The 21,351-nt window shown below is 64.8% G+C and carries 17 protein-coding genes; 5 read left to right on the plus strand and 12 right to left on the minus strand.

What is annotated here, in order from left to right; all coding sequences use genetic code 11:
* Positions 1 to 119: 119 nt before the first annotated feature.
* Complete coding sequence (locus tag IVB50_RS40265) at positions 120 to 1,253, plus strand: nitronate monooxygenase (RefSeq protein WP_018456978.1); 1,134 nt, start codon at positions 120 to 122, stop codon at positions 1,251 to 1,253.
* A gap of 116 nt (positions 1,254 to 1,369) precedes the next feature.
* Positions 1,370 to 2,887 (plus strand): acetyl-CoA acetyltransferase, encoded by a 1,518-nt coding sequence (locus IVB50_RS40270; RefSeq protein WP_018456979.1) that lies wholly within the window; start codon positions 1,370 to 1,372, stop codon positions 2,885 to 2,887.
* Positions 2,888 to 2,995: 108 nt separating this feature from the next.
* Here IVB50_RS40270 and IVB50_RS40275 read toward each other — a convergent pair whose 3' ends face one another.
* The 6 genes from IVB50_RS40275 to ltnD all read right to left on the minus strand — a co-directional run bounded on the left by IVB50_RS40275 (position 2,996) and on the right by ltnD (position 12,491).
* A complete protein-coding gene (locus tag IVB50_RS40275; protein ID WP_247300224.1) occupies positions 2,996 to 4,198 on the minus strand; it encodes an efflux RND transporter periplasmic adaptor subunit in 1,203 nt (400 codons plus the stop codon).
* On the minus strand, positions 4,185 to 7,364 hold the full coding sequence (locus IVB50_RS40280) for an efflux RND transporter permease subunit (protein WP_018456981.1): 3,180 nt from the start codon (positions 7,362 to 7,364) through the stop codon (positions 4,185 to 4,187). Before IVB50_RS40280 ends, IVB50_RS40275 begins: the two co-directional genes overlap by 14 nt.
* A gap of 265 nt (positions 7,365 to 7,629) precedes the next feature.
* Positions 7,630 to 9,321: a methyl-accepting chemotaxis protein gene (locus IVB50_RS40285; protein WP_018456982.1), complete on the minus strand. Its 1,692-nt coding sequence runs from the start codon at positions 9,319 to 9,321 to the stop codon at positions 7,630 to 7,632.
* Positions 9,322 to 9,487: 166 nt separating this feature from the next.
* A complete protein-coding gene (otnK, locus tag IVB50_RS40290) occupies positions 9,488 to 10,777 on the minus strand; it encodes a 3-oxo-tetronate kinase (RefSeq protein ID WP_247300225.1) in 1,290 nt (429 codons plus the stop codon).
* On the minus strand, positions 10,774 to 11,556 hold the full coding sequence (gene otnI / locus IVB50_RS40295; RefSeq protein ID WP_018456984.1) for a 2-oxo-tetronate isomerase: 783 nt from the start codon (positions 11,554 to 11,556) through the stop codon (positions 10,774 to 10,776). Before otnI ends, otnK begins: the two co-directional genes overlap by 4 nt.
* A 17-nt stretch (positions 11,557 to 11,573) precedes the next feature.
* Positions 11,574 to 12,491 carry an L-threonate dehydrogenase gene (gene ltnD / locus IVB50_RS40300; RefSeq protein ID WP_018456985.1) on the minus strand — a complete coding sequence of 306 codons (918 nt, stop codon included), beginning with the start codon at positions 12,489 to 12,491 and terminating at the stop codon, positions 11,574 to 11,576.
* 103 nt (positions 12,492 to 12,594) lie between these two features.
* Between ltnD and IVB50_RS40305 the strand changes: the two genes are divergently transcribed.
* Positions 12,595 to 13,263: an aldolase gene (locus IVB50_RS40305; RefSeq protein ID WP_026233278.1), complete on the plus strand. Its 669-nt coding sequence runs from the start codon at positions 12,595 to 12,597 to the stop codon at positions 13,261 to 13,263.
* Positions 13,264 to 13,445: 182 nt separating this feature from the next.
* On the opposite strand, the gene IVB50_RS40310 is transcribed toward IVB50_RS40305, so the two are convergent.
* The 6 genes from IVB50_RS40310 to IVB50_RS40335 form a co-directional block, all read right to left on the minus strand.
* The gene (locus tag IVB50_RS40310) at positions 13,446 to 14,150 is read right to left on the minus strand and encodes an ABC transporter ATP-binding protein (protein WP_018456987.1); all 705 of its coding nucleotides are present in this window, start codon (positions 14,148 to 14,150) and stop codon (positions 13,446 to 13,448) included.
* Entirely contained in the window at positions 14,134 to 14,865 is a 732-nt protein-coding gene (locus tag IVB50_RS40315) for an ABC transporter ATP-binding protein (protein ID WP_018456988.1), read from the minus strand. The genes IVB50_RS40310 and IVB50_RS40315 overlap by 17 nt, the downstream gene beginning before the upstream one ends.
* Positions 14,862 to 15,845 carry a branched-chain amino acid ABC transporter permease gene (locus IVB50_RS40320; RefSeq protein ID WP_018456989.1) on the minus strand — a complete coding sequence of 328 codons (984 nt, stop codon included), beginning with the start codon at positions 15,843 to 15,845 and terminating at the stop codon, positions 14,862 to 14,864. The genes IVB50_RS40315 and IVB50_RS40320 overlap by 4 nt, the downstream gene beginning before the upstream one ends.
* Complete coding sequence (locus IVB50_RS40325) at positions 15,845 to 16,723, minus strand: branched-chain amino acid ABC transporter permease (protein WP_026233279.1); 879 nt, start codon at positions 16,721 to 16,723, stop codon at positions 15,845 to 15,847. Before IVB50_RS40325 ends, IVB50_RS40320 begins: the two co-directional genes overlap by 1 nt.
* 150 nt (positions 16,724 to 16,873) lie before the next feature.
* Positions 16,874 to 18,118, minus strand: a complete 1,245-nt coding sequence (locus IVB50_RS40330) for an ABC transporter substrate-binding protein (protein ID WP_018456991.1) — start codon at positions 18,116 to 18,118, stop codon at positions 16,874 to 16,876.
* Between the two features lie 89 nt (positions 18,119 to 18,207).
* Positions 18,208 to 19,023, minus strand: a complete 816-nt coding sequence (locus IVB50_RS40335) for a putative hydro-lyase (RefSeq protein ID WP_018456992.1) — start codon at positions 19,021 to 19,023, stop codon at positions 18,208 to 18,210.
* A gap of 120 nt (positions 19,024 to 19,143) precedes the next feature.
* Here IVB50_RS40335 and IVB50_RS40340 point away from each other — a divergent pair, with 120 nt between their 5' ends.
* Together IVB50_RS40340 and IVB50_RS40345 are read left to right on the plus strand one after the other, a co-directional pair.
* On the plus strand, positions 19,144 to 20,061 hold the full coding sequence (locus tag IVB50_RS40340) for a LysR family transcriptional regulator (RefSeq protein WP_018456993.1): 918 nt from the start codon (positions 19,144 to 19,146) through the stop codon (positions 20,059 to 20,061).
* Between the two features lie 32 nt (positions 20,062 to 20,093).
* The gene (locus tag IVB50_RS40345) at positions 20,094 to 21,344 is read left to right on the plus strand and encodes a Zn-dependent hydrolase (protein ID WP_018456994.1); all 1,251 of its coding nucleotides are present in this window, start codon (positions 20,094 to 20,096) and stop codon (positions 21,342 to 21,344) included.
* Positions 21,345 to 21,351 lie beyond the last annotated feature (7 nt).

The following is a 21,351-nucleotide window of genomic DNA, read 5'->3' on the forward strand; positions in this document are numbered from 1 at the left end:
TGTGCACGCAAGATGCGCCGCCAAATCCGGATTGGCATAGCGCAAGACGATGGTCTAGCGTCGATGAGCCTTCGCTCAAGATTGCGACAACAGCAACGCGAGGCCGCCGGGAGAGAACGATGAAATCGCCGATCTGCGACATGCTGGGCATCGATTTCCCGCTGCTCGCCTTCAGCCATTGCCGCGATGTCGTCGCGGCTGTCAGCCGCGCCGGTGGGTTTGGCGTGTTAGGTGCGACCGTGCACACGCCGGATACGCTCGAACGCGAGCTGAGATGGATCGACAAGCACGTTGACGGCAAGCCTTACGGCGTCGACGTGCTGATCCCCGAAAACATCTCGACTGCGGGCGAGAAGGACGTCACCTGGAAGAGCCTTGAGGCGCGCGTGCCACAGGAGCACCGCAACTACACGCGCAATCTCCTGAAGAAATACGACATCGAACTCACGACCACCGAGGTCGCCGACAACCAGCCGCAGCCGTTCGATGGCAGGACCGCGCTGGAGCTGCTGGAGGTCTCGTTCAACCACCCGATCCGCCTGATCGCCAATGCGCTCGGCGTGCCGCCGAAGGCCATGATCGAGATGGGCAGGAAGCACGGCGTGCCGGTCGCGGCCCTGGTCGGCGCCAAGGAGCACGCGCTGCGCCAGGTCGCGGCCGGCGTCGATATCCTCGTGGTCCAGGGCACCGAAGCTGGCGGCCATTGCGGCGAGGTCTCGACCATGGTGCTGGTGCCCGAGGTGATCAAGGCGATCAAGAATATCCGCGACGTGCCGGTGCTGGCGGCCGGCGGTATCATGACGGGACGACAGATGGCGGCCTGCATGGCGATGGGTGCCGCGGGCGCCTGGACCGGCTCGGTGTGGCTTGCGACCGTCGAGTCCGAGACCACGGAGATCTTTCGCGAGAAGATGATCGCGGCATCGTCGCGCGATGCGGTGCGCTCTAAGGGCCGCACTGGAAAGCCGGCACGGCAACTTCGTTCGGTCTGGACCGACGCCTGGGACCGCGCAGCCGAGAGCCCCGGCGCATTGCCGATGCCGCTGCAAAGTATCGTCAGCCGCGACGCCTTCAACTCGATCGACCGCGCCGCGGCGGGCGGCAACGCCAAGGCGCGCGATCTCGTGAGTTACTTCGTCGGCCAGGGCGTCGGGCTGATCGACAGCGTGAAGTCGGCCGGTGCGGTGGTGCAGGAGTTCAAGGAAGAGTTTGCCGAAGCCGTCGAGCACATGAATGCGCTGGTGGCGGAGTGATTGCCACACACCGTCATTGCGAGCGCAGCGAAGCAATCCAGACTACCATCGCGGAAAGACCCTGGATTGCTTCGCTACGCGCGCAATGACAAAAAACTGACATCGTGAATTGAAGCATGACAGATAAGAAGCATACCCCCGAAGACCGCATCCCCGTCATCGTCGGCGTCGGCGAGATCGTCGACCGTCCCAAGGAGGTCACCGATGGCCTCGAGCCGCTCGACCTGCTCGAACAGGCGCTGCGGCGCGCGGAAGCAGATGCCGGCGCAAAGCTGCTCGACGAGGTGCAATCGCTCGATATCGTCAACTTCCTGAGCTGGCGCTATCGCGATCCGGAGCAGCTGCTGGCGCAACGGCTCGGCATCACGCCTTCGCATTGCTATTACGGCCCGGTCGGCGGCGAGAGCCCGATCCGCTACATCCACGAGGCAGCAAAGCGCATTGCGCGCGGCGAATGCAGCGTCGCCGCGGTTTGCGGCGCGGAGGCACAGTCGACGGCGACCAAGGCGGAGCGCGCCGGGGCAAAGCTGCCATGGACCCCGTTCGCCCATGACGTCGAGGAGCCGAAGCGCGGCGCGGCATTCCAGAAGCCGCTGGCCGTGAAGCTCGGCGTGTTCCGCCCCGTCACCGTCTATCCGTTCTACGAAGCGGCATCGTCCGCCCATTGGGGACAGACGCCGCGCGAGGCGATGGCAGAGTCGGGTACACTATGGTCACGCTATTCCGAGGCCGCCGCGCAGAATCCCAACGCCTGGCTGAAGCGGCGCTATACGCCTGACGAAATCACGACGCCCACCGCGGACAACCGTCTCATCGCGTGGCCTTACAACAAGCTCATGGTTGCCAACCCGAGCGTCAACATGGGCGGCGCGCTGCTGCTGACCAGCCTCGCCAAAGCGCGTGCGGCCGGCATCGCCGATGACAGACTGGTCTATCCGCTCGGCGGCGCCTCGGCCGAGGAGCCGCGCGACTATCTCTTGCGCGACCAGTTTTACGAGAGCCATCCGCAGAACGCCGTTTTGAAGGCCGTGATGGATCTCGCCGGCGGCGACGGCAGGAAGTTCGACGCGATCGAGCTCTATAGCTGCTTTCCGTGCGTGCCCAAGATGGCGCGGCGGACGCTGGGTCTAGGTGCGGACGTGCAGCCGACCGTGACTGGCGGCCTCACCTTCTTCGGCGCGCCGCTCAACACCTACATGACGCACGCGGCCTGCGCGACGGTCCGGCGCGTGCGCGACGGCGCAAAGCTCGGCCTGCTCTACGGCCAGGGCGGTTTCGTCACCAAGCATCATGCGCTGGTGGTGTCGAAGGTGCCGCCGCGCGAAGCATTGGCACAGGAGACGAGCGTGCAGGCGGCGGCGGACAGCAACAAGCGCGCGGTGCCGGAGTTCGTCACGGATGTCTCAGGCAAGGGCAAGGTGGAGAGCTTTACGGTGCTCTACGGCCGCGGCGGCGAGGTCGAGCATGGCGTGGTGATGCTGCGGACGGAAAACGATAGGCGCACGCTGGCGCGAATTCCCGCGAGCGATGCGGCAACGCTGGCGCATCTGCTCGACATGGATCGCACGCCGGTGGGTTCGCTCGGCGAGATCACGATGACGGTAGATGGCGTGCCGGAATGGAGGGTGGCGTAGCTCTCGTAGGGTGGGCAAAGGCGCTCTTGCGCCGTGCCCACCAATCTTTTTTAGGATCGCAGAGAGATGGTGGGCACGCTTCGCTTTGCCCACCCTACGAAACCGAGGCTACCCCTTCGGCGCCTGCTTCTCCGACGCCGTCGCGGGCTTGCCCTTGGCGCCGGCGCCGGTCACGCGGACCTGGTCGCCGTCGGAGAGGCCGTCCGGTGGTGCCGTGATGACGCGGTCATCCGCTGCAATTCCCGAGGCGAGCTCGATCTCCTTGCCAAGATCGCGGGCGATGGTCACGGGCTTGAACAGGACCTTGTCGTCCGGACCGACGGTTGCGACGCGCAGGCCGCTGCCGTTGAAGATCAGCGCACTGGCGGGAATGCTGAGCGGCGCGGCGTCGCGCTGCAGGCTGAGCTTCACGCTAGCATAGCCGCCGGGCATCAGCTCGCCTGAGGAATTGTCGAGACCGAGCTGCATGCGCGTCGTGCCGGAGGCGACGTCAACCGCCTGCGAGGAGGCCTCCACCGTCGCCTGGAAGGTCCGGTTCGGATACTCCGGCAGCACGATGGCGGCCTTGGCGCCGATCTTGATCGCGGGCACGTAGTTCTGGGGCACGTTGATGTAGACGCGCAGCTTGGTGATGTCGGAGACCACGAACATTGCCGGGCCCGAGCCGCCGCCTGAATTGATCAGCGCACCGACGTCGGTGTCGCGCGCCGTGACCACACCGTCAAACGGAGCGGTGATCTTCTTGTAACCGGCCAGCGCTTCGAGGCGCTCGACGTTGGCCTGGCCCGAGCGAACCGCCGCGTTCTTGTTGGAGAGATCGGCGGTACGCTCGTCGATCTCCTGCGCGGAGACGAAGTTGGAGGCGACCAGCGTCTTGCGGCGGTTGAGGGTGGCTTCCGACAGCCTGGCGCTGGACTGCTGGCTGGCGAGGTCGGCGCGGGCCTGAAGCAGTTGCTGGTCGAGGTCGGGCGCCTCGATCTCGGCGATCACCTGACCGGCCTTCACCCGCGCACCGATGTCAGCGCTCCAGCTTTTGAGATAGCCGGGAACACGGGCAAAGATCGGCGCGCGATAATAGGCTTCGAGACGGCCCGGCAAGTCGATGGTCGCATTGAGAGCCTTGGCATTAGGCAGCGTCACCGCGACGCTGGGAACAGCCTGATCATCGGTCCATGCCTTCGATTTGGAGCCCTGCTCCTCGCGGGCGCGGATGCCGGTGCCCACGACCAAGCCGGCCGCGATTAGCGCCACCACGCCGAAAATGCCCAGTTTCCGGTGCGACACCGGGGAGCGGGGTTCATGGGGCGACATGCGGGGGCTCCAGGGAGGCGGCGCCTTTGGCGCCTTGCTTCTTGTGTACCATACTGAACACCACGGGAACGAACATCAGCGTGGCGAAGGTTGCAAAGATCAGGCCGCCGATCACGGCACGGCCGAGCGGCGCATTCTGCTCGCCGCCCTCGCCGAGCCCCAGCGCCATGGGCGCCATGCCGATGATCATGGCGAGCGCGGTCATCAGCACCGGGCGGAACCGGACGAAGCCGGCTTCGAGCGCCGCGGCGATGGGATCGCCGAGCTCTTCGTAGCGCTCGCGGGCGAACGAGATCACGAGCACGCTGTTGGCGGTGGCAACGCCCATGCACATGATCGCGCCGGTCAGCGCCGGCACCGACAGCGTCGTCTCGGTGGCGAACAGCATCCAGACGATGCCGGCGAGTGCTGCGGGCAACGCCGTGATGATCACGAAGGGATCGGACCAGGACTGGAAGTTCACGACGATCAGGAAATAGATCAGGACGACCGCGCCAAGCAGGCCGAACAACAAGCCGGTGAAGGCGCTGTTCATGGTCTGCACCTGGCCGAGCAGCACCACGGAAGAGCCTTTCGGCACCTCCTTGGCGGTGTCGGCGATCACCTGGCGGATGTCGGTCGCGACCGCACCGAGATCGCGGCCCGAGGTCGTGGCGAAGATCTGCACCATCGACTGGATGTCGTATTGCGAGACCACCGCGCTCGAAGTCGATCGCTTGATATCGGCGATGCCGCCGAGGATCGGCGACTGCGAATTGCCGGCCGCCGTGATCGGCAACGTCTGAAGCGCGCTGAGCGAATCCATCTGGTATTGCGGCGTCTGCATCACGATCGAATAGGATACGCCGTTGTCCGGATTGAGGTAGTAGGTCGGCGCCACCTGCGAGGAGCCGGCAAGGTTGACCACGAGACTGTTGGTGACGTCACGCTCGGTCAGCCCGACATACTGCGCGCGGGTGCGGTCGACATCGATATTGAAGGTCGGATTGTTCGGTGACTGCTGGATGCGCGCATCGGCGACGCCGGGAATCCTGCGAACCTTGGCCAGCAGATTGTTGGCATAAACGAAGTTGGCGCTGATATTGGCGCCGCGGATCTGCAGGTCGATCGGCGCCGGCGCGCCGAAGTTCAGGATCTGGCTGACGATGTCGGCCGGCAGGAAGGCAAAGCTGACGCCGGGGAACAGCCGCGGCAATTGCTCACGCAGCACGCGCACATGCTCTTCGGTCGGCTTGTGGCCTTCCTTCAGCTTGATCTGGATGTCGCCATCCTGCGGGCCGATCACGCCGGTGTTGTTGTAGGTCATGTTGATGCCGGAGATCGGCATGCCGATGTTGTCGGTCAGCGTTTCGATCTCACCCGGGATCAGCTTGCGGATCGCCTTCTGCACGTCGGCGAGCTGGTTCGCTGTCTCCTCGACGCGGGTGCCGACCTGGGTGCGGACGTGCATCAGGATGTTGCCGGCATCGACCGCGGGGAAGAAGTTGCGTCCGAGGAACGGGACCAGCGCGAAGGACGCGCCGACCACGCAGAGGAAGCCGATCACGAACACCGGACGGTGCGCGAGCGCGAGCCCGAGGAAATTGTGGTAGCCGCCGCGAATGCGCTCGAAGCGAGCCTCGAAACCGCGCTGGAACCAGACCAGTGGATTGCGCGACTTCGGCGGACCGTTCTCGTGATGCACATGCGCCTGCAATAAATAGTTCGCCATGGTCGGCACCAGCGTGCGCGACAGCAGGAACGACCAGATCATCGCGAACATCACCGCTTCCGCCATCGGCACGAACAGGAAGCGCGCCACGCCGGTGAGGAAGAACATCGGCACGAACACGATGCAGATGCAGAGCAGCGAGACGAAGGCCGGCGTCACGATCTGGTTGGCGCCGTCGAGGATCGACTGCTCGACCGGCTTGCCCTGCTCCAGATGGTAGTTGATGTTCTCGATCGTGACCGTGGCATCGTCGACGAGGATGCCGACCGCGAGCGCCAGGCCGCCGAGCGTCATGATGTTCAGCGTCTCCCCGATCGCCGACAGCATGATGATGGCGCCGAGCACCGAGAGCGGGATCGAGACCGCAATGATCACAGTCGAGCGCCAGCTGCCGAGGAACAGCAGGATCATGACGCTGGTGAGCAGCGCCGCGATCACGCCCTCGAACGCGACGCCTTCGATGGCGCCGCGGACGAACACCGACTGATCGCCGATGAAGCCGATCTTGAGCGCGTCCGGCAGCTGGTCCTTGACGTCGATCACCTTCTGCTTGATGCCCGCGATGATGTCGAGCGTCGAGGTCGCGCCCGCCTTCAGCACCATCATCAGCACCGAGCGGTTGCCGTCGACATGGACGATGTTGGTCTGCGGCGGGTTGCCGTCCCTGACGGTCGCGACGTCGCGCACATAGACCATCGCGCCGTTGACGGTCTTGATCGGCAGATTGCCGAGCTCCTCGATCTTCAGCGGCGAGTTGTTGAGCTGGATGATGTATTCGAACTGCCCGATCTTCTGGGTGCCGACCGGCGTGATCAGGTTCTGGGCCGCGAGCGCGTTGGCGACGTCCTGGCCGGACAGGCCGCGGGCCTGGAGCGCGGTCGGGTCGAGGTCGATCTGGACCTGGCGCTGCTTGCCGCCGAACGGGTACGGGATCGCGGCGCCGGGCACGGTGACCAACGGCGTACGGAGCTGGTTGATGCCGATATCGGCGAGGTTCTGCTCGGTGAGGCCATCGCCCGAGAGCGCCACCTGGACGATCGGCACGGTGGAGGCGGAGTAGTTCAGGATCAGAGGGGGCGTCGCGCCCGGCGGCATCTGCTTGATCAGCGTCTGCGAGATCGCGGTGACCTGCGCGTTGGCGGTGCGGATGTCGACGTTCGGCTGGAAGAAGATCTTGATGATGCCAAAGCCGTTATAGGAATTGGCGGTGATGTGCTCGATGTCGTTGACCGTTGTCGTCAGCGCGCGCTGGAACGGCGTGGTGATGCGGCCCGACATCTGATCGGGCGGCAGGCCGGTGTATTGCCAGACCACGCCGATCACAGGGATGCGGATGTCCGGGAAGATGTCGGTCGGCGTCCGCAGCGCCGCCAGCGGTCCGATGATCAGGAGCAGGAGCGCGAGCACGACAAACGTGTAGGGCCGGCTCAGGGCAATACGGACCAGAGCAATCATTCGTTGGGCAATTCCAGATCAGGGACAGGAAACACCGCCCCCGCGGGTTCCTCGGCTGATTTACCTGAAGACCGCCCGAATGGCCAACGGCACTGCGTCACGAGCGGTCAATTCCCTGCTATCGCACTGCGAAATAGCATTCCAGATATGCACCTCGCGCCGAAAGATGACGGGAGACAGCTTTCATGTGCGCAAAAAAAGCGGCGCCCAAAGGCGCCGCTTTCGAACAATGCCGTGATTTTCAGCTTACGCCGCGCGGACGCAGTTACGCCGCGCGAACGTTGGTCAGGAACTTGCTGACCTCGGTCTTGAGCCGGCCGGAGTCGTTGGAGAGCATCTGTGCCGCCGACAGCACCTGCGAGGAGGCCGTGCCGGTCTCGGTTGCGCCGCGCTGCACGTCGGTGATGTTGGAGGAGACCTGCTGGGTGCCCTGCGCCGCCTGCTGGACATTGCGGGCAATCTCCTGGGTTGCCGCGCCCTGCTCTTCCACGGCCGCGGCGATCGCCGACGAGATCTCCGACAGACGCTCGATGGTCGAGGAGATCTCCTTGATGGCGCCGACCGAGTCGTTGGTCGCCGCCTGGATGCCGGAGATCTGCTGGCCGATCTCACCGGTCGCCTTCGCGGTCTGCTCGGCGAGCGCCTTCACCTCGGAGGCGACGACCGCAAAGCCGCGGCCGGCTTCGCCGGCACGTGCGGCTTCGATGGTCGCGTTCAGCGCCAGAAGGTTGGTCTGGCCGGCGATGGTGTTGATGAGCTCGACGACGTCGCCGATGCGCGAGGCCGCCTTCGAGAGCTCGCTGACGCGTTCGGTGGTGGCGCGGGCCTGGCCGACGGCATCGCCCGCCATGCGCGCCGATTCCTGGACCTGGCGGCTGATCTCGCCGACGGACGAGGCCATCTCCTCGGTCGCCGAGGCCACCGACTGCACGTTGGTCGAGGCTTCCTCCGACGCTCCGGCAACGGTGGTCGCCAGCCGCTGGGAGCGGTCGGCGGTCGAGGTCAGCGTCGAGGCCGAGGCTTCCAGCTGGGTCGAGGCCGACGACACGGTCTGGACGATCTCGCCGATCATCGTTTCGAATTCGCGGGTAATGTTGTCGACGCGGCGGCCGCGCTCGATCTTGGCTTCGGCATCGGCGGCGGCAGCCTCGTCGGCGGCCTTTTTGGCGATCAGCGCTTCCTTGAAGATCTGGAGCACGTCGGCCATGGCGCCGATCTCGGTCTTCTCGCCGCGATGAGGGACTTCGGCGGAAAGCTCGCCCTTGCCCAGCGCCTGCATCGGCTCGATGATCGAATTGATGCCGCTGGAGACGTCCTGGACGAGGTAGAAGCCGACGCCGATGCCGACGACGACGGCCGCGCCGAGGATGATCGAGACCAGCATGAAGGCATAGTAGTAGCTGTCGGCGGCATCCTGCGCGGCCTGGTCTCCGCCCTTGGTGTTGAGCTCGATGTCCTTGGTCAGGATCGCGTCGGCCTCAAGGCCGATCTTGTTGACCGTCTTGGTGTTCAGCTCCTGGGCCTCATGCGGAACCTTGCCGGCCTCCTTGCGCGAGAGCGCCATGACAACTTCGGTGCCCTTCTTGTAGTCCTCCCAGAGCGTGGCCCAATCGTTGTAGAGCTTCCGTTCCTCCGGAGAGGTGATCATCGGCTCGTAGGCCTTGCGGAATTTGGCATTGGCCTCGATCACGGTCGCGAGCGTCTTTTCCATCGCGAGCTTCTCGTCCAGCGTTTCCGACAGCATGTGCTCTCGAATGACGTTGCGGTAAGTGATCACGCCGGCACGCAGGTCGCCGAGCACGCGCACGCTGGGCATCCAGCTCGTGGTGATGTCGACGGTGTTGGCATTCATCGACCGCATCTTCATGACGGCGAGCAGGCCCATGCCGGCCATCGCGACCAGCAGGAACGCCACGACACTGATGATCTTGGCACGAATGGAAATGGTGGCGAGCATAATCGGTCTCTTTGCGTTGGCGCGGCGGCGTCCGGAACTTTTACGAATCAACCTAAGGGAGCAGAACCGACATCCAACACGAGAGCACCTGAGCAGATGTTAACGACGACTCCGTACGAGTACGAAGCCCGAAACAAATGAACAGGGCGCTAAAAATGCCCTGCGCTCAGCGCATGAGCCCAAGCGCGTCGGAGAAAAACTCCGGGCCGCCAAAGTTTCCGGACTTCAAGGCGAGCAGCATGTCGCCATTTTTGACACCGACCGCGCGCAGCACCGGGACGCCGACTGCGATCTCTACTCCCACGAGAAATCCGGGAATCTTCAGCCGGTCGACCACGGCACCGGATGTTTCCCCGCCGGCAACGACCAGGCGCTTGACGCCGGCCTGCACCAGACCCTCGGCGATGTCGGCCATCGCCTGCTCGATGGCGTGGCCGGCCGCGTCGCGGCCGTGGCGCGCCTGGACCGCGGCGACCTGATCGGGCGTCGAGCTCGATGCGATCAGGACCGGACCGTCGGCCAGTCGCGGTTTCGCCCAGGCCAGCGCGCGCTGCGCCTCGTCCTCGCCCGTAGTAATACGGTCCGGATCGAGATGCAGCACCGGCATGACGCGCTCGGCATTGGCGATCTGCTGAAGCGTCGCCTGCGAGCAGCTTCCGGCCAGGCACGCCGCCGGTCCGCCGACCGCCGCCCCCGCCTCGCTGCTCGCCGCTGTCGATTTGACCTTCCCTGTCGACACCAGCGCTCGTGCCAGCCCAAGACCCATGCCGGACGCGCCAACCGACAGCCGATGCTGGGCAGCGACGAGGCCGATGGTCTCGAGGTCGCGATCGAACACGGCGTCGATGATCGCCGCGCCAATGCCCTTGCCCGCGAGTTCGGCCAGCCGCGCCCGCACGGCATCCGCGCCGCGCGTGACGATGGCGAGGTCGACCAGGCCGATTTGCGCCTTGCTCTGGCGCGCCAGCACGCGGACCAGGTTGGAATCGTGCATCGGGTTGAGCGGATGGTCCTTCAGCGGGCTCTCGTTCAGCGGCACGGCGCCGACGAACAGATTGCCCTGGTAGACGGTGCGGCCGGTCTCCGGAAAGGCCGGCGTCACCAGCACGGCCGTCTCGCCGCAATCGGCGCGCAGCGCGTCCATCACCGGGCCGATATTGCCGGCATCGGTGGAATCGAAGGTCGAGCAGATCTTGAACAGCACGTGGCCGGCGCCACGGCTGCGCAGCCATTTGTCCGCCGCGCGCGAGCGCGATACGGCAAGACCGGCTTCGATCGAACGGCTCTTCAAGGACACCACGACGGCGTCGACCTCGGGCAGCGCGAGATCGTCCGCGGGCACGCCGATAGTCTGCACCGTGCGCAGGCCGGCGCGCGTCAGCGTGTTGGCGAGGTCGGAGGCGCCGGTGTAGTCGTCGGCAATGCAGCCAAGGGATATTTTCGCTGCAACTGTCACGGCTTCACTCCCGCATAAGGCTTGAACCAGGCAAGGCCGTCGGTGGTCTTGCCGCGCGGATTATATTCGCAGCCGACGAAACCGGCATAACCGAGCCGGTCGAGTTCGTCGAACAGGAACGGATAGTTCAGCTCCTCGCCATCAGGCTCGTTGCGCGAGGGGATGCTGGCGATCTGGATGTGGCCGATGACCGGCATCATCTCACGCAGCCGCATCGTAACGTCGCCATGGATGATCTGGCAGTGATAGATGTCGAACTGGAGTTTCAGGTTCGGAAGCCGCAGCTCCTGGATCAGGTCGCGCGCGAAGCCGAAATCGTTGAGGAAATAGCCGGGCACGTTGCGTGCATTGATCGGCTCGAGCACGATGTCGATGCCGTGCGGCGCAAAGAACTCGGCGGCCCACGCCACCGATTTGTAGAACGCCTCGATAGCAACCCGCTCGCCGCGGTTGGCGATGCCCGCCATCAAATGCAGCCGCTTGACGCCGGTCGCCTTGGCGTAGGGCAGCGCAGTTTCCAGGCTCGCCTTCAGCTCGGGGAATCGCGACGGGAGCGCCGCAAAGCCCTTCTCGCCGGCATTCCAGTCGCCCGGTGGCAGGTTGAACAGCGCCTGAGTCAAGCCGTTGCGCTTGAGCCGCTCGCCGACCGCCTCGGCCGAATGCTCATAGGGAAAGAGAAACTCGACTGCGGTGAAGCCGGCTGCGGCAGCGGCGTCGAAGCGGTCGAGGAACGGCACCTCGGTGAACATCATCGAGAGATTGGCGGCAAAACGGGGCATCGGAATCCTCTTATCCTTTACTTGTCGCCGGGCAGTTTCACGCCGGTGACCCGCGCATACATCCGCGCCACCGACGCATCATCGTCGCGGCCCATGCCGGAGGCTGCCGTCATCAAGAACATCTGAAGTGCTGCGGCGGAGACCGGAACCGGGAATCTGGCACTGCGCGCCATATCCTGGATGATGCCGAGATCCTTGACGAAGATCTCGACCGCACTGCGCGGCGTGTAATCGCCGTCGAGCACGTGCGGCATGCGGTTCTCGAACATCCAGGAGTTTCCGGCGGACGCCGTGATCACCTCATAGACCTTGCGGATGTCGAGACCCTGCTTGGCCGCGAACGCGATCGCCTCGCTGGCAGCGGCGATATGCACGCCGGCGAGCAGCTGGTTGATCATCTTGAAGGCGGCGCCCTGGCCTGCGGCATCGCCAAGCTCGTAGAGCTTCGCGGCCATGGCATCGAGCGCGGGCCGCGCTTTCTCAAACGCAGCCGGACTGCCGGAGGCAAGGATCGTCAGCTCGCCCTGCGCTGCGCGCTGCGCCCCGCCGGAGATCGGTGCATCCAGATAGTGCCGGCCGGTCGCCTCCAGCTGCTTGGCGAGACGCCGAGCCACGTCGGGATCCATAGTCGCCGACGACAGGAAGACGCTGTCCTTCGCCATGGTTTCGGCGACGCCATCCTTGCCGAACAGGATCGTCTCGGTCTGCGCGGCATTGACGACGACGCTGACGACGATGTCGGCGCCCTTGGCAGCTTCGGCCGGCGTCTTGGCGCCGGCGCCGCCCTCCGTCACGAAGCGCGCGACCGCATCAGCCGAGACGTCGCAGCCGGTGACGACATGACCGGCGCGCTTCAGCGAGCTCGCCATGCCGAACCCCATCGAGCCGAGCCCGATGACGGCGATGCGCTGATTCTGTGACGTGGAGGCGGACATACAACTGATCCTTGCAACGTTTCCCGGACGGCCGCCTTTTGCGGCAGCTTGGCAACCGAATAACACGGCTTGGCCGCGCTGCCAAAGCGTGAGACAAACGGACATGACGGCCATGAGCAACGAGACATTGCTGCGCGAAGACATTTGCCGCTTCGGACGGTCCCTGTTCGAGCGTGGGCTGACGCCCGGCTCCTCCGGCAATATCAGCGCCAGGCTGGACGGCGGCGGCTGGCTGGTGACGCCGACCAATGCCTCGCTCGGCTTCCTCGATCCCGCAAAACTGTCGCGGCTGGACGATCAGGGCCGACTGGTTTCGGGCGATGCGCCGACCAAGGAAGTTCCGCTGCACAATGCACTCTACGCCACGCGCGGGAGCGCAAGGGCGATCGTGCACCTGCATTCCACCCATTCGGTCGCGCTGTCGATGCTCCCGGAGATCGACCCGCGCGCCGCGCTGCCGCCGATGACGGCCTATTATCTGATGAAATGCGGCGCCACCGCGCTCGTCCCCTATTATCGCCCCGGCGATCCCGCGGTCGCCGATGCGATCAAAGGGCTGGCGGGAAAATACTCATCCGTGCTGCTCGCCAATCACGGCCCGGTCGTCGCTGGCGACACGCTGGAAGCAGCGGTGTTCGCGACCGAGGAGTTGGAGGAGACGGCGAGGCTGTACCTGCTGCTGCGCGGGATGAACCCGCGCTACCTGTCGCCGGCGCAGGTGAATGATCTGGTGAAGGTGTTTGGGGTATCGCTGCCGGAGCATGGGCATTGAGCCTCGTGCAGCCGTGGGCGAACTAACACCGCCCTACTCACCGCTGTCATTCCCCGCGAAGGCGGGGAATCCAGACGCCGCGGCTTCTCGGCTCAATCACAGCGGCTTCTGGAATACTGGATCGCCCGCCTTCGCGGGCGATGACGCCGAGTGTGTTGCGCGACGTGCCCAACGCTTCGCGGCTACAGCCCCAGATACGCCTTGCGCACGTCGGGATTGCCCTTGATCTCGCTTGCGGCGCCCTGCATCAGCACGCGGCCGGTTTGCAGGATGTAGGCGCGGTCGGCGATCTCCAGGCACTCCGCCATGCGTTGCTCCACGATCAGCACGGTCATGCCGGCGTCGCGGATGCGCTTGACGGCCTGGAAGATCTCGTCGACCAGCTTCGGCATGATGCCCTGCGAGGGCTCGTCCAGCATCAACAGCCGCGGGCGCGTCATCAGCGCACGGCCGATCGCGAGCATCTGCTGCTCGCCGCCGCTTAGCGTCTCGGCGCGCTGCTCGAGGCGTTCGGAGAGGCGCGGAAATAGCTGGAACACGAGATCGAGCGGGCTCTCGCGGTCGGCCTCGCCGCGGTAGAGATAGCTGCCGAGGCGCAGATTGTCGCGCACGGAGAGGCGCGGAAACAAGCGTCGGTTCTCCGGCACATAGGCGATGCCGGTCGCCGTGATGTGGTGCTGCGCCATGCCGTCGAGGCGCTTGCCGTCGAACGTCACCGTGCCCGAGCGCGGGCGCTCGGCGCCGGCGATGGATTTCAGCAGCGTCGACTTGCCCGCGCCGTTGGCGCCGGCGACGCAGACGATCTCGCCCTTGGCGACTTCGATGCTGACCGCGAAGATCGCGACCAGGCCCTGATAGGCGGTCGTGACTTCACGCACCGACAGCATGACGATCTCCCAGATATGCGCTGATCACCTTGGGATCGCGGACGATTTCAGTGGGCTTGCCCTCGACCAGCACCTTGCCGAGGTCGAGCACGATGGCACGATCGACCAGCGGCATCACGATCTCCATGACGTGCTCGACCATCAGCACGGTGATGCCGGCGTCACGCACCTTGCGCACCAGCGCGACACCGGTCTGCGCCTCGGTCGGCGTAAGACCAGTGAGGACTTCGTCGAGCAGCAGCAGCTTTGGTTCAGTCGCAAGCGCGCGCGCGACTTCGAGGCGGCGCTTTTCGGCCGGCACGAGGTCGCTCGCGAGCACGTTGGCGCGCGCAGCAAGGCCGGTGAATTCGAGCACCTCATGCGCCTTGCGGCGTGCCTCGCGCATCACGGTGTTGCGCACCAGCGCACCGACGATGACGTTGTCGATCACCGTCATGGTCTCGAAGCTCTTGACGACCTGGAAGGTGCGCCCGATGCCGCGCTGGCAGCGCTCGGCGGCCGGCATGCTGGTGACATCCTCGCCGTCGAACCAGATCGAGCCTTGCGTCGGCGGCAGCACGCCGGCGATGAGATTGAACAGCGTCGACTTGCCGGCACCATTCGGGCCGATCAGGCCGACGATCTCGCCGCGACCCACAGAGATCGAGACGTCGCTGTTGGCGACGAGGCCGCCGAAACGCTGCCAGACGCCGCGGGTTTCAAGCAGCGGGGTCATCGCGTGGCTCCCTTCCGCTTCGCACGAGAGAACAGGCTCACCAGACCCTGCGGCAGGGCGAGCGAAATCAGCACGATCAGCGTGCCGTAGACAATGAGGTCGACGCCGCGGCCGGAGCCGCCGATATAGGAGCGCGTCAGCTCCGTCATCGGGATCAGGATGGCCGCCCCTAACACGGGTCCCCACAGGGTGCCGATGCCGCCAAGCACGGCGGGCAACGCCATCAGCAGCGAGAACTGGAAGCCCATCACGCTTTCAGGATCGATATAGGCGAGAAACTGGGCATAGAAGGCGCCGCCGATGGCGACGAGGAAAGCGGAGACGGCGGCCGCGCCCATCTTGGAGTTGAACACGACGACACCGAGGCTCTCGGCCGCTTCCGCATTGTCCTTTACCGCGCGCCACCAGAAGCCCCATTTGGAGTCCTCCAGCCACCAGGTGACGAACCAGGCGAGGCTGCACAGCACCAGCGCGAAATAAAAGTAAGGCAGCTTGCTGCGCATGAACTGGAACTTCAGCCAGCTGTCGCCGCGCACCGGAATGGTGATTCCCATCGCAGCCCCCGCCCATTCCCAATTCTGGAACAACAGCAGCCCGATCTCGGCGATAACGATGGTCGCGATCACGAAGTAATGGCCGCGCAACCGAAAGAAGGGATAGCCGAGCCCCATCGCAATCGCGGCCGCGACCGCGCCGCCGGCGAGCATACCGAACCATGGCAGCACGCCGAACTTGGTGAACAGGAGTTCGGTGGTGTAGGCGCCGATGCCGAAATAGAGCGCATGTCCCAGCGAGATCTGCCCGCAATAGCCAGAGAGAATGTTCCAGCTCTGCGACAGCGCCGCATACATCAAGGTCAGGATCAGGATGTTCTGGACGTAGACGTCCTTGATGAACAGCGGAGCGAGCGCCGCCAGGGCGGTCAGCACCGCGGCGATGATGAGGTCGCGGCGGCGCCGCGCGGCAAAATCCTTGTCCATCACATCGATCCGAACAGGCCACGCGGCCGGATGAAGACGACCAGCAGGTAGACGGCGTAGATGCCGACCGATTTCAGCGACGGCGGCAGCACCAGCGCGGTGGTGGCCTCGACGAGGCCCACGATGATCCCGCCGGCGAACGCGCCGAACACGCTGCCGAAGCCGCCGAGCGCGACCGTGACGTAGGCGATCAGCGCAAAGGACGCGCCGACGTCGGGATAGATATAGAAGAAGCTTGCCATGATCGCTCCGGCGAGGCCGACCAGCGCGGCACCAAGCCCCCAGCCGAGCGCGAACACGCGGTTCTTGTCGATGCCGACGAGGGCCACCGCGCCGGGATCTTCACGGGTGGCCTCCAGCGCGCGACCGAAATCGGTGCGATGGATGAAGAAGTAGAGGCCAGCAAAGGCCAGGATCGAAACCAGCGCACCCATGAGCTGCGGCTCCGGCAGGAAGACGCCGGCGATCGAGATCGTCTTGCCGCCGAGCCAGGACTGCGGAACGCTGCGATAGTCAGGCGTGAAGAAGAACTGCGCGAGGCCGCGCATCACGATGGCGAGGCCAAAGGTGGAGAAGATCTGCACCATGCCCGCGTTGGCCTTGGCCCGCATGGCGAAGCGCACGATCAACAGATAGACGACCGCTCCGAATACGAACAGCGCGGCGGCCACGAGCGGCGCCGACAGCAAGGGGTCGATGGCGAAGAACGTGAACAGGAAGAAGCTCACATACATCGCGATCATCAGGAACTCCCCGTGAGCGAAGTTCACGACGTCCATCAGGCCGAAGATCAGCGCGAGGCCGACGGCGATCAGTCCGTAGAGCAGGCCCATGAGGAGGCCGCTCGCGAGACTTTGGATAATGGTTTGGGCTGTCAAAAGTCTGTCCCCCGAACTACGTCCTCATCCTGAGGAGCGCGCACCGCGCGTCTCGAAGGATGGCCCAGCCCTCGTCCTTCGAGACGCGGGCTGCGCCCGCTCCTCAGGATGAGGGCGGGAGCTACGATCTGTGCTCCCGCTCGCCGTGTCTTACTTCATCGGCCAGATCGCCTCGGCGATCGCGGCCTGCGGCGGGAAGATGGTGACGAACTTGCCGCCGACATATTGCAGCAGCACCGGGTCGGCGTCGTTGTTCTGGCCCATCTCGTCGAACTTGACACGCTTCCAGGGCATGATGGTCTGCTCGCCCGGGATGTCGGTGGCGGCCAGCGCGTCGCGGATCTTCTCGCCGTCAGTCGACTTGGCGCGGCTGATGGCGTCGGCGAGGATGATCAGGCCCATGAACTGACGCGAGGTGAGGTCGTTGAAATCCTTGCCCGACCGCGTCTTGAACATCTCGTTGATCTTGCCAACCATCGGACGCTTCTGCGCGAGGTCGAGCGAGAAGGTGCCGCGCGAGATCACGCCTTCCAGCTTGTCGCCGACAGCGTCGTAGAGCGCCTTCTCGGAGAAACCGGCGTCCTGCGCCACGATCGCGTTCGGCTTGTAACCAAGCTCGCCCATGGTCTTCACCAGCAAGATGCCATCAGTGGTGTAGCTCGAGGGCATCAGCACGTCGGCGTTGGCGCTCTTGAGCTGCTGCACCTCGGCCGAGAGCGAGGGCGAGTTGGCGCGATACTTGATGTCGGAGACGATCTTGTAGCCGCGCTCGCCGGCGATCTTGGCCTGGGCGTTGCCGGAATCGGTGCCGAAGATGGTGTCCTCGTGGAACAGCGATAGCGTCTCGATCTTGGTGCCCTTCTTCTTCAAGGCATCGAAGAAGTCGAACATGGCGGCCGAGTACATCTCGTCATGCGGCGCGGCGCGGAAGTAATATTTCAGGCCACGGCGATGCAGGCTGGGCGAGGAGTTGTCGGCCGAGACGAACGGGATCTGGTAGCGCTCGCAGATCTGGCTGACGGTGACGGCGACCGCGCTCTGATAGGTGCCGATGATGGCGGAGACCTTCTCCTGCGTGATCAGGCGCTCGGCCTCGGCGCGGCCCTTCTGCGGATCGGCCTGGTGGTCGGCGAAAACGAGGCGGACCTTTGCGCCGCCGAGACCCGGCAGGCCCTCGCCCTTCGCCAGTGGCAGGTCGAAATCGGTGTCCTTGTTGATGACCTCGAGCGCGGTTTCATAGGCCTTCTGCGCGTCGACGCCCTGCTGTGCGCTGCCGCCGGAGAACGGATAGATCACGCCGATCACGACTTCCGAAGTCTGTGCGCGCGCTGCCAGCGGCACTAGCGCGGCCGTAGCGGTGGCTCCCAACAATACGTCGCGGCGAGTGATCGTCATGGCAAAGTCCCCTGTTACTGAATTTCAGCCGATCGAATGAAGCGATTGATGGATGCGGTAAAGCTCGAAGAAGCAGCAAACGCTGCCCACTAAATCACGGCCATGGTCCTGTTCTTGAGATCCGTCACCAGCATCAGGCCGGGCGAATGCGTGATCGCAAACGGCAGCTTGGCAGCGTTGATGACCGATTGCGGTGTCACGCCGCAGCCCCAGAACACCGGGATCTCGTCGTCGGCGACCGGCACCGGATCGCCGTAATCGGGCTTGGCGATGTCCTTGATGCCGATCAGGTGCGGATGGCCGAGATGCACGGGCGCGCCGTGCACGGCCGGATAGCGCGAGGTGATCTGCACCGCACGGATCGCATCCGCCGGCTTGAACGGACGCATCGACACCACCATGGGACCGGCAAAGGGACCGGACTCGCCGCAAGCGATGTTGGTGCGATACATCGGCACGCGCACATTGTGCTCGATGTGGCGGATCGGCATGCCCTCGTCGAGCAGCGCCTCTTCGAACGAGAACGAGCAGCCGAGCACGAAGGTCACGAGATCGTCGCGCCAGTATTTGGTGACATCGGTCGGCTCGTCCACGACTTCGCCGTCGCGCCAGACGCGATAGCGCGGCACGTCGGTGCGAATGTCGAGATCGGCGCCCAGCGCCGGGATGTGCGGACTGCCCACATCGGACATGCCGATGATCGGGCACGGCTTGGGATTGAGCTGGCAGAAGCGATGGAACGCCCCGGCATATTCCGCCGGCAAGATTGCCAGATTGCCCTGGACGAAGCCGGGGGCAACGCCGGCGGTGGAGGCGACCAGCCCCTCGCGGTAGGCAAGCCGCGCCTTGCGGCTCGGGAGCGTGTCGGGCGTTTCAGTTTGCTGCACTGCCACCAAAACAGTCATGGGATCGACCTGCCTATAAACTCGACAAAGACAAGCCAACACCACGCGTGCTATAAAGTCTAATCTTCCTTTCTAATCAATATCGATAAATTTCATTTATCGGACGGGAAAATCCTTCCAATGCTGGACTTCAGATCGATCGAGACGTTCCTTTGGGTTGTGAAGCTCGGCAGCTTTCGCGGCGCCGCAGCACGCCTCAACACGACTCAGCCGGCGATCTCCCAGCGCATCGCCCAGCTCGAGCGCGAGATGGGGGTGAAGCTCCTAAATCGCGACCACCGCGTGGCCTCGCCGACACCGAGCGGCCGACAGATGATGGTCTATGCGGAGAAGCTGATCGGCCTGCGCGCCGCGATGATCGCCGAGATCGGCGACCGCTCGGCGATGCGCGGCGTGATGCGACTCGGCGTCGCCGAAACCATCGTGCACACTTGGCTGCCGCGGCTGGTGAAGAGCATGAACGAGGTCTACCCAAACCTGTCGCTGGAGATCGAGGTCGACATCACGCCGAACCTGACCGCGCGCCTGCTTGCGCAGGAGATCGAGCTTGCCTTCGTCGTCGGTCCGCTCTCGGCCTCCGGGGTGCACAATCGCGTCCTCGCCGACTATCCGATCGGTTTTCTCGCCAGCCCCTCGCTCGGCCTCGGCGATGGACCGGTGACGCGGGCTGAGCTCGCGCGGTTTCCGATCATTACCTTCCCGCGGAAGACGCGTCCCTACGAGGTCGTGCGCGAAGTGTTCGACCGGCCGGAGCTGCCTCCGATCCGGCTGCACGCCTCCGCCTCGCTTGCGACCGTCATCCACATGGCGGTCGAGGGCCTCGGCATCGCCGTGATCCCCGACGCCATCGTCGAGAACGAGCTCGCAGACGGGCGGTTGCAACTGCTCGACACCGATCTCAAAATCGCGCCGCTGACATTCACCGCGAGCTGGCTCGCCTCGCCCGATGTCGTGGCGGTGGAGCGGGTCGCAGAGCTTGCATGTCAGATTGCGCAGAGCAGCCTCGCAGTTGACGCGCCCGCGCCGGCGCGTCATTGAAACAGGCGCCGGACAATTGAGAGACTGACCGCATGAGCCGAGCCGCCACCAATTTGCAAATCGATTCCGCCCGCCTCTGGGGCTCCATCCACGAGACCGCGCAGTTCGGCGCGACGGCCAAGGGCGGCGTGCGGCGGCTGACGCTGAGCGCGGAGGACAAGCTGGTACGCGACTGGTTCCGCAAGGCCTGCGAGGACGCCGGCTTGGAGGTGCACACCGATGCGCTCGGCTCGCAGTTCGGGCTGCGCAAGGGACGCGACATGTCGAAGCCGCCCGTCGGCATCGGCTCGCATCTCGACACGCAACCGACCGGCGGCAAGTATGACGGCATTCTGGGAACGCTCGGTGCGCTCGAAGTGATCCGCACGCTGAACGATGCCGGGATCGAAACCGAGGCGCCGATCTGCGTCGTCAACTGGACCAACGAAGAGGGTTCGCGCTTCGCTCCCGCGATGATGGCCTCCGCTGCCTATGTCGGCGACTTCACCACCGATGACATCTTGTCGCGCAAGGACGCTGATGGCACCACCGTCGGCCAGGCGCTCGATGGCATCGGTTATCGCGGCGACAAGCCGGTCGGGTTCCAGAAGCTCGGTTCCTTCGTCGAATTGCACATCGAGCAGGGCCCGATCCTGGAGGCCGAAGGCAAGACCATCGGCGTGGTCGATTCCGGCCAGGGCGTGCTTTGGTACGACGGCAAGATTTCCGGCTTCGAGAGCCATGCCGGATCGACGCCGATGCCGCTGCGGCGCGACGCGTTGGCGACGCTGTCCGAGATCGTGCTGGCGATGGAGGCCATTGCGAGGAAGTACGGGCCGAAGGCCGTCGGTACCATCGGCGAGGCCGTGATCGCAAACCCCTCGCGCAACGTCATTCCCGGCGAGATCGCCTTCACGATGGATTGCCGCAGTGCGGATGGCGCGATCATGGATGCGCTAGATCGCGATCTGCGCAGCGCGATTGCCGAGATCGCCGCACGCCGCAAGGTCGAGGTGAAGATCGACCTGGTCTGGCGCAAGCCGCCGACGCATTTCGATCCCAAATTGATTGCCGCAGTCGAGAACGCGGCGAAGACGCTCGGCTACTCCTCTCGCCGCATCACCTCCGGCGCCGGCCACGACGCCTGCAATCTCAACACAATCATGCCGGCCGCAATGGTGTTCGTGCCCTGCAAGGACGGCATCAGCCACAACGAGCTGGAAGACGCCACGCAGCCCGATTGCGCCGCGGGCACCAACGTCCTCATGCACACGGTGCTGGCGATCGCCGGCGTCGCATCCTGACCGGAGA

Origin of the sequence: Bradyrhizobium sp. 87, assembly GCF_023073015.1 — a bacterium.
In the GTDB taxonomy this organism is placed as follows: Bacteria; Pseudomonadota; Alphaproteobacteria; order Rhizobiales; family Xanthobacteraceae; genus Bradyrhizobium; species Bradyrhizobium canariense_D.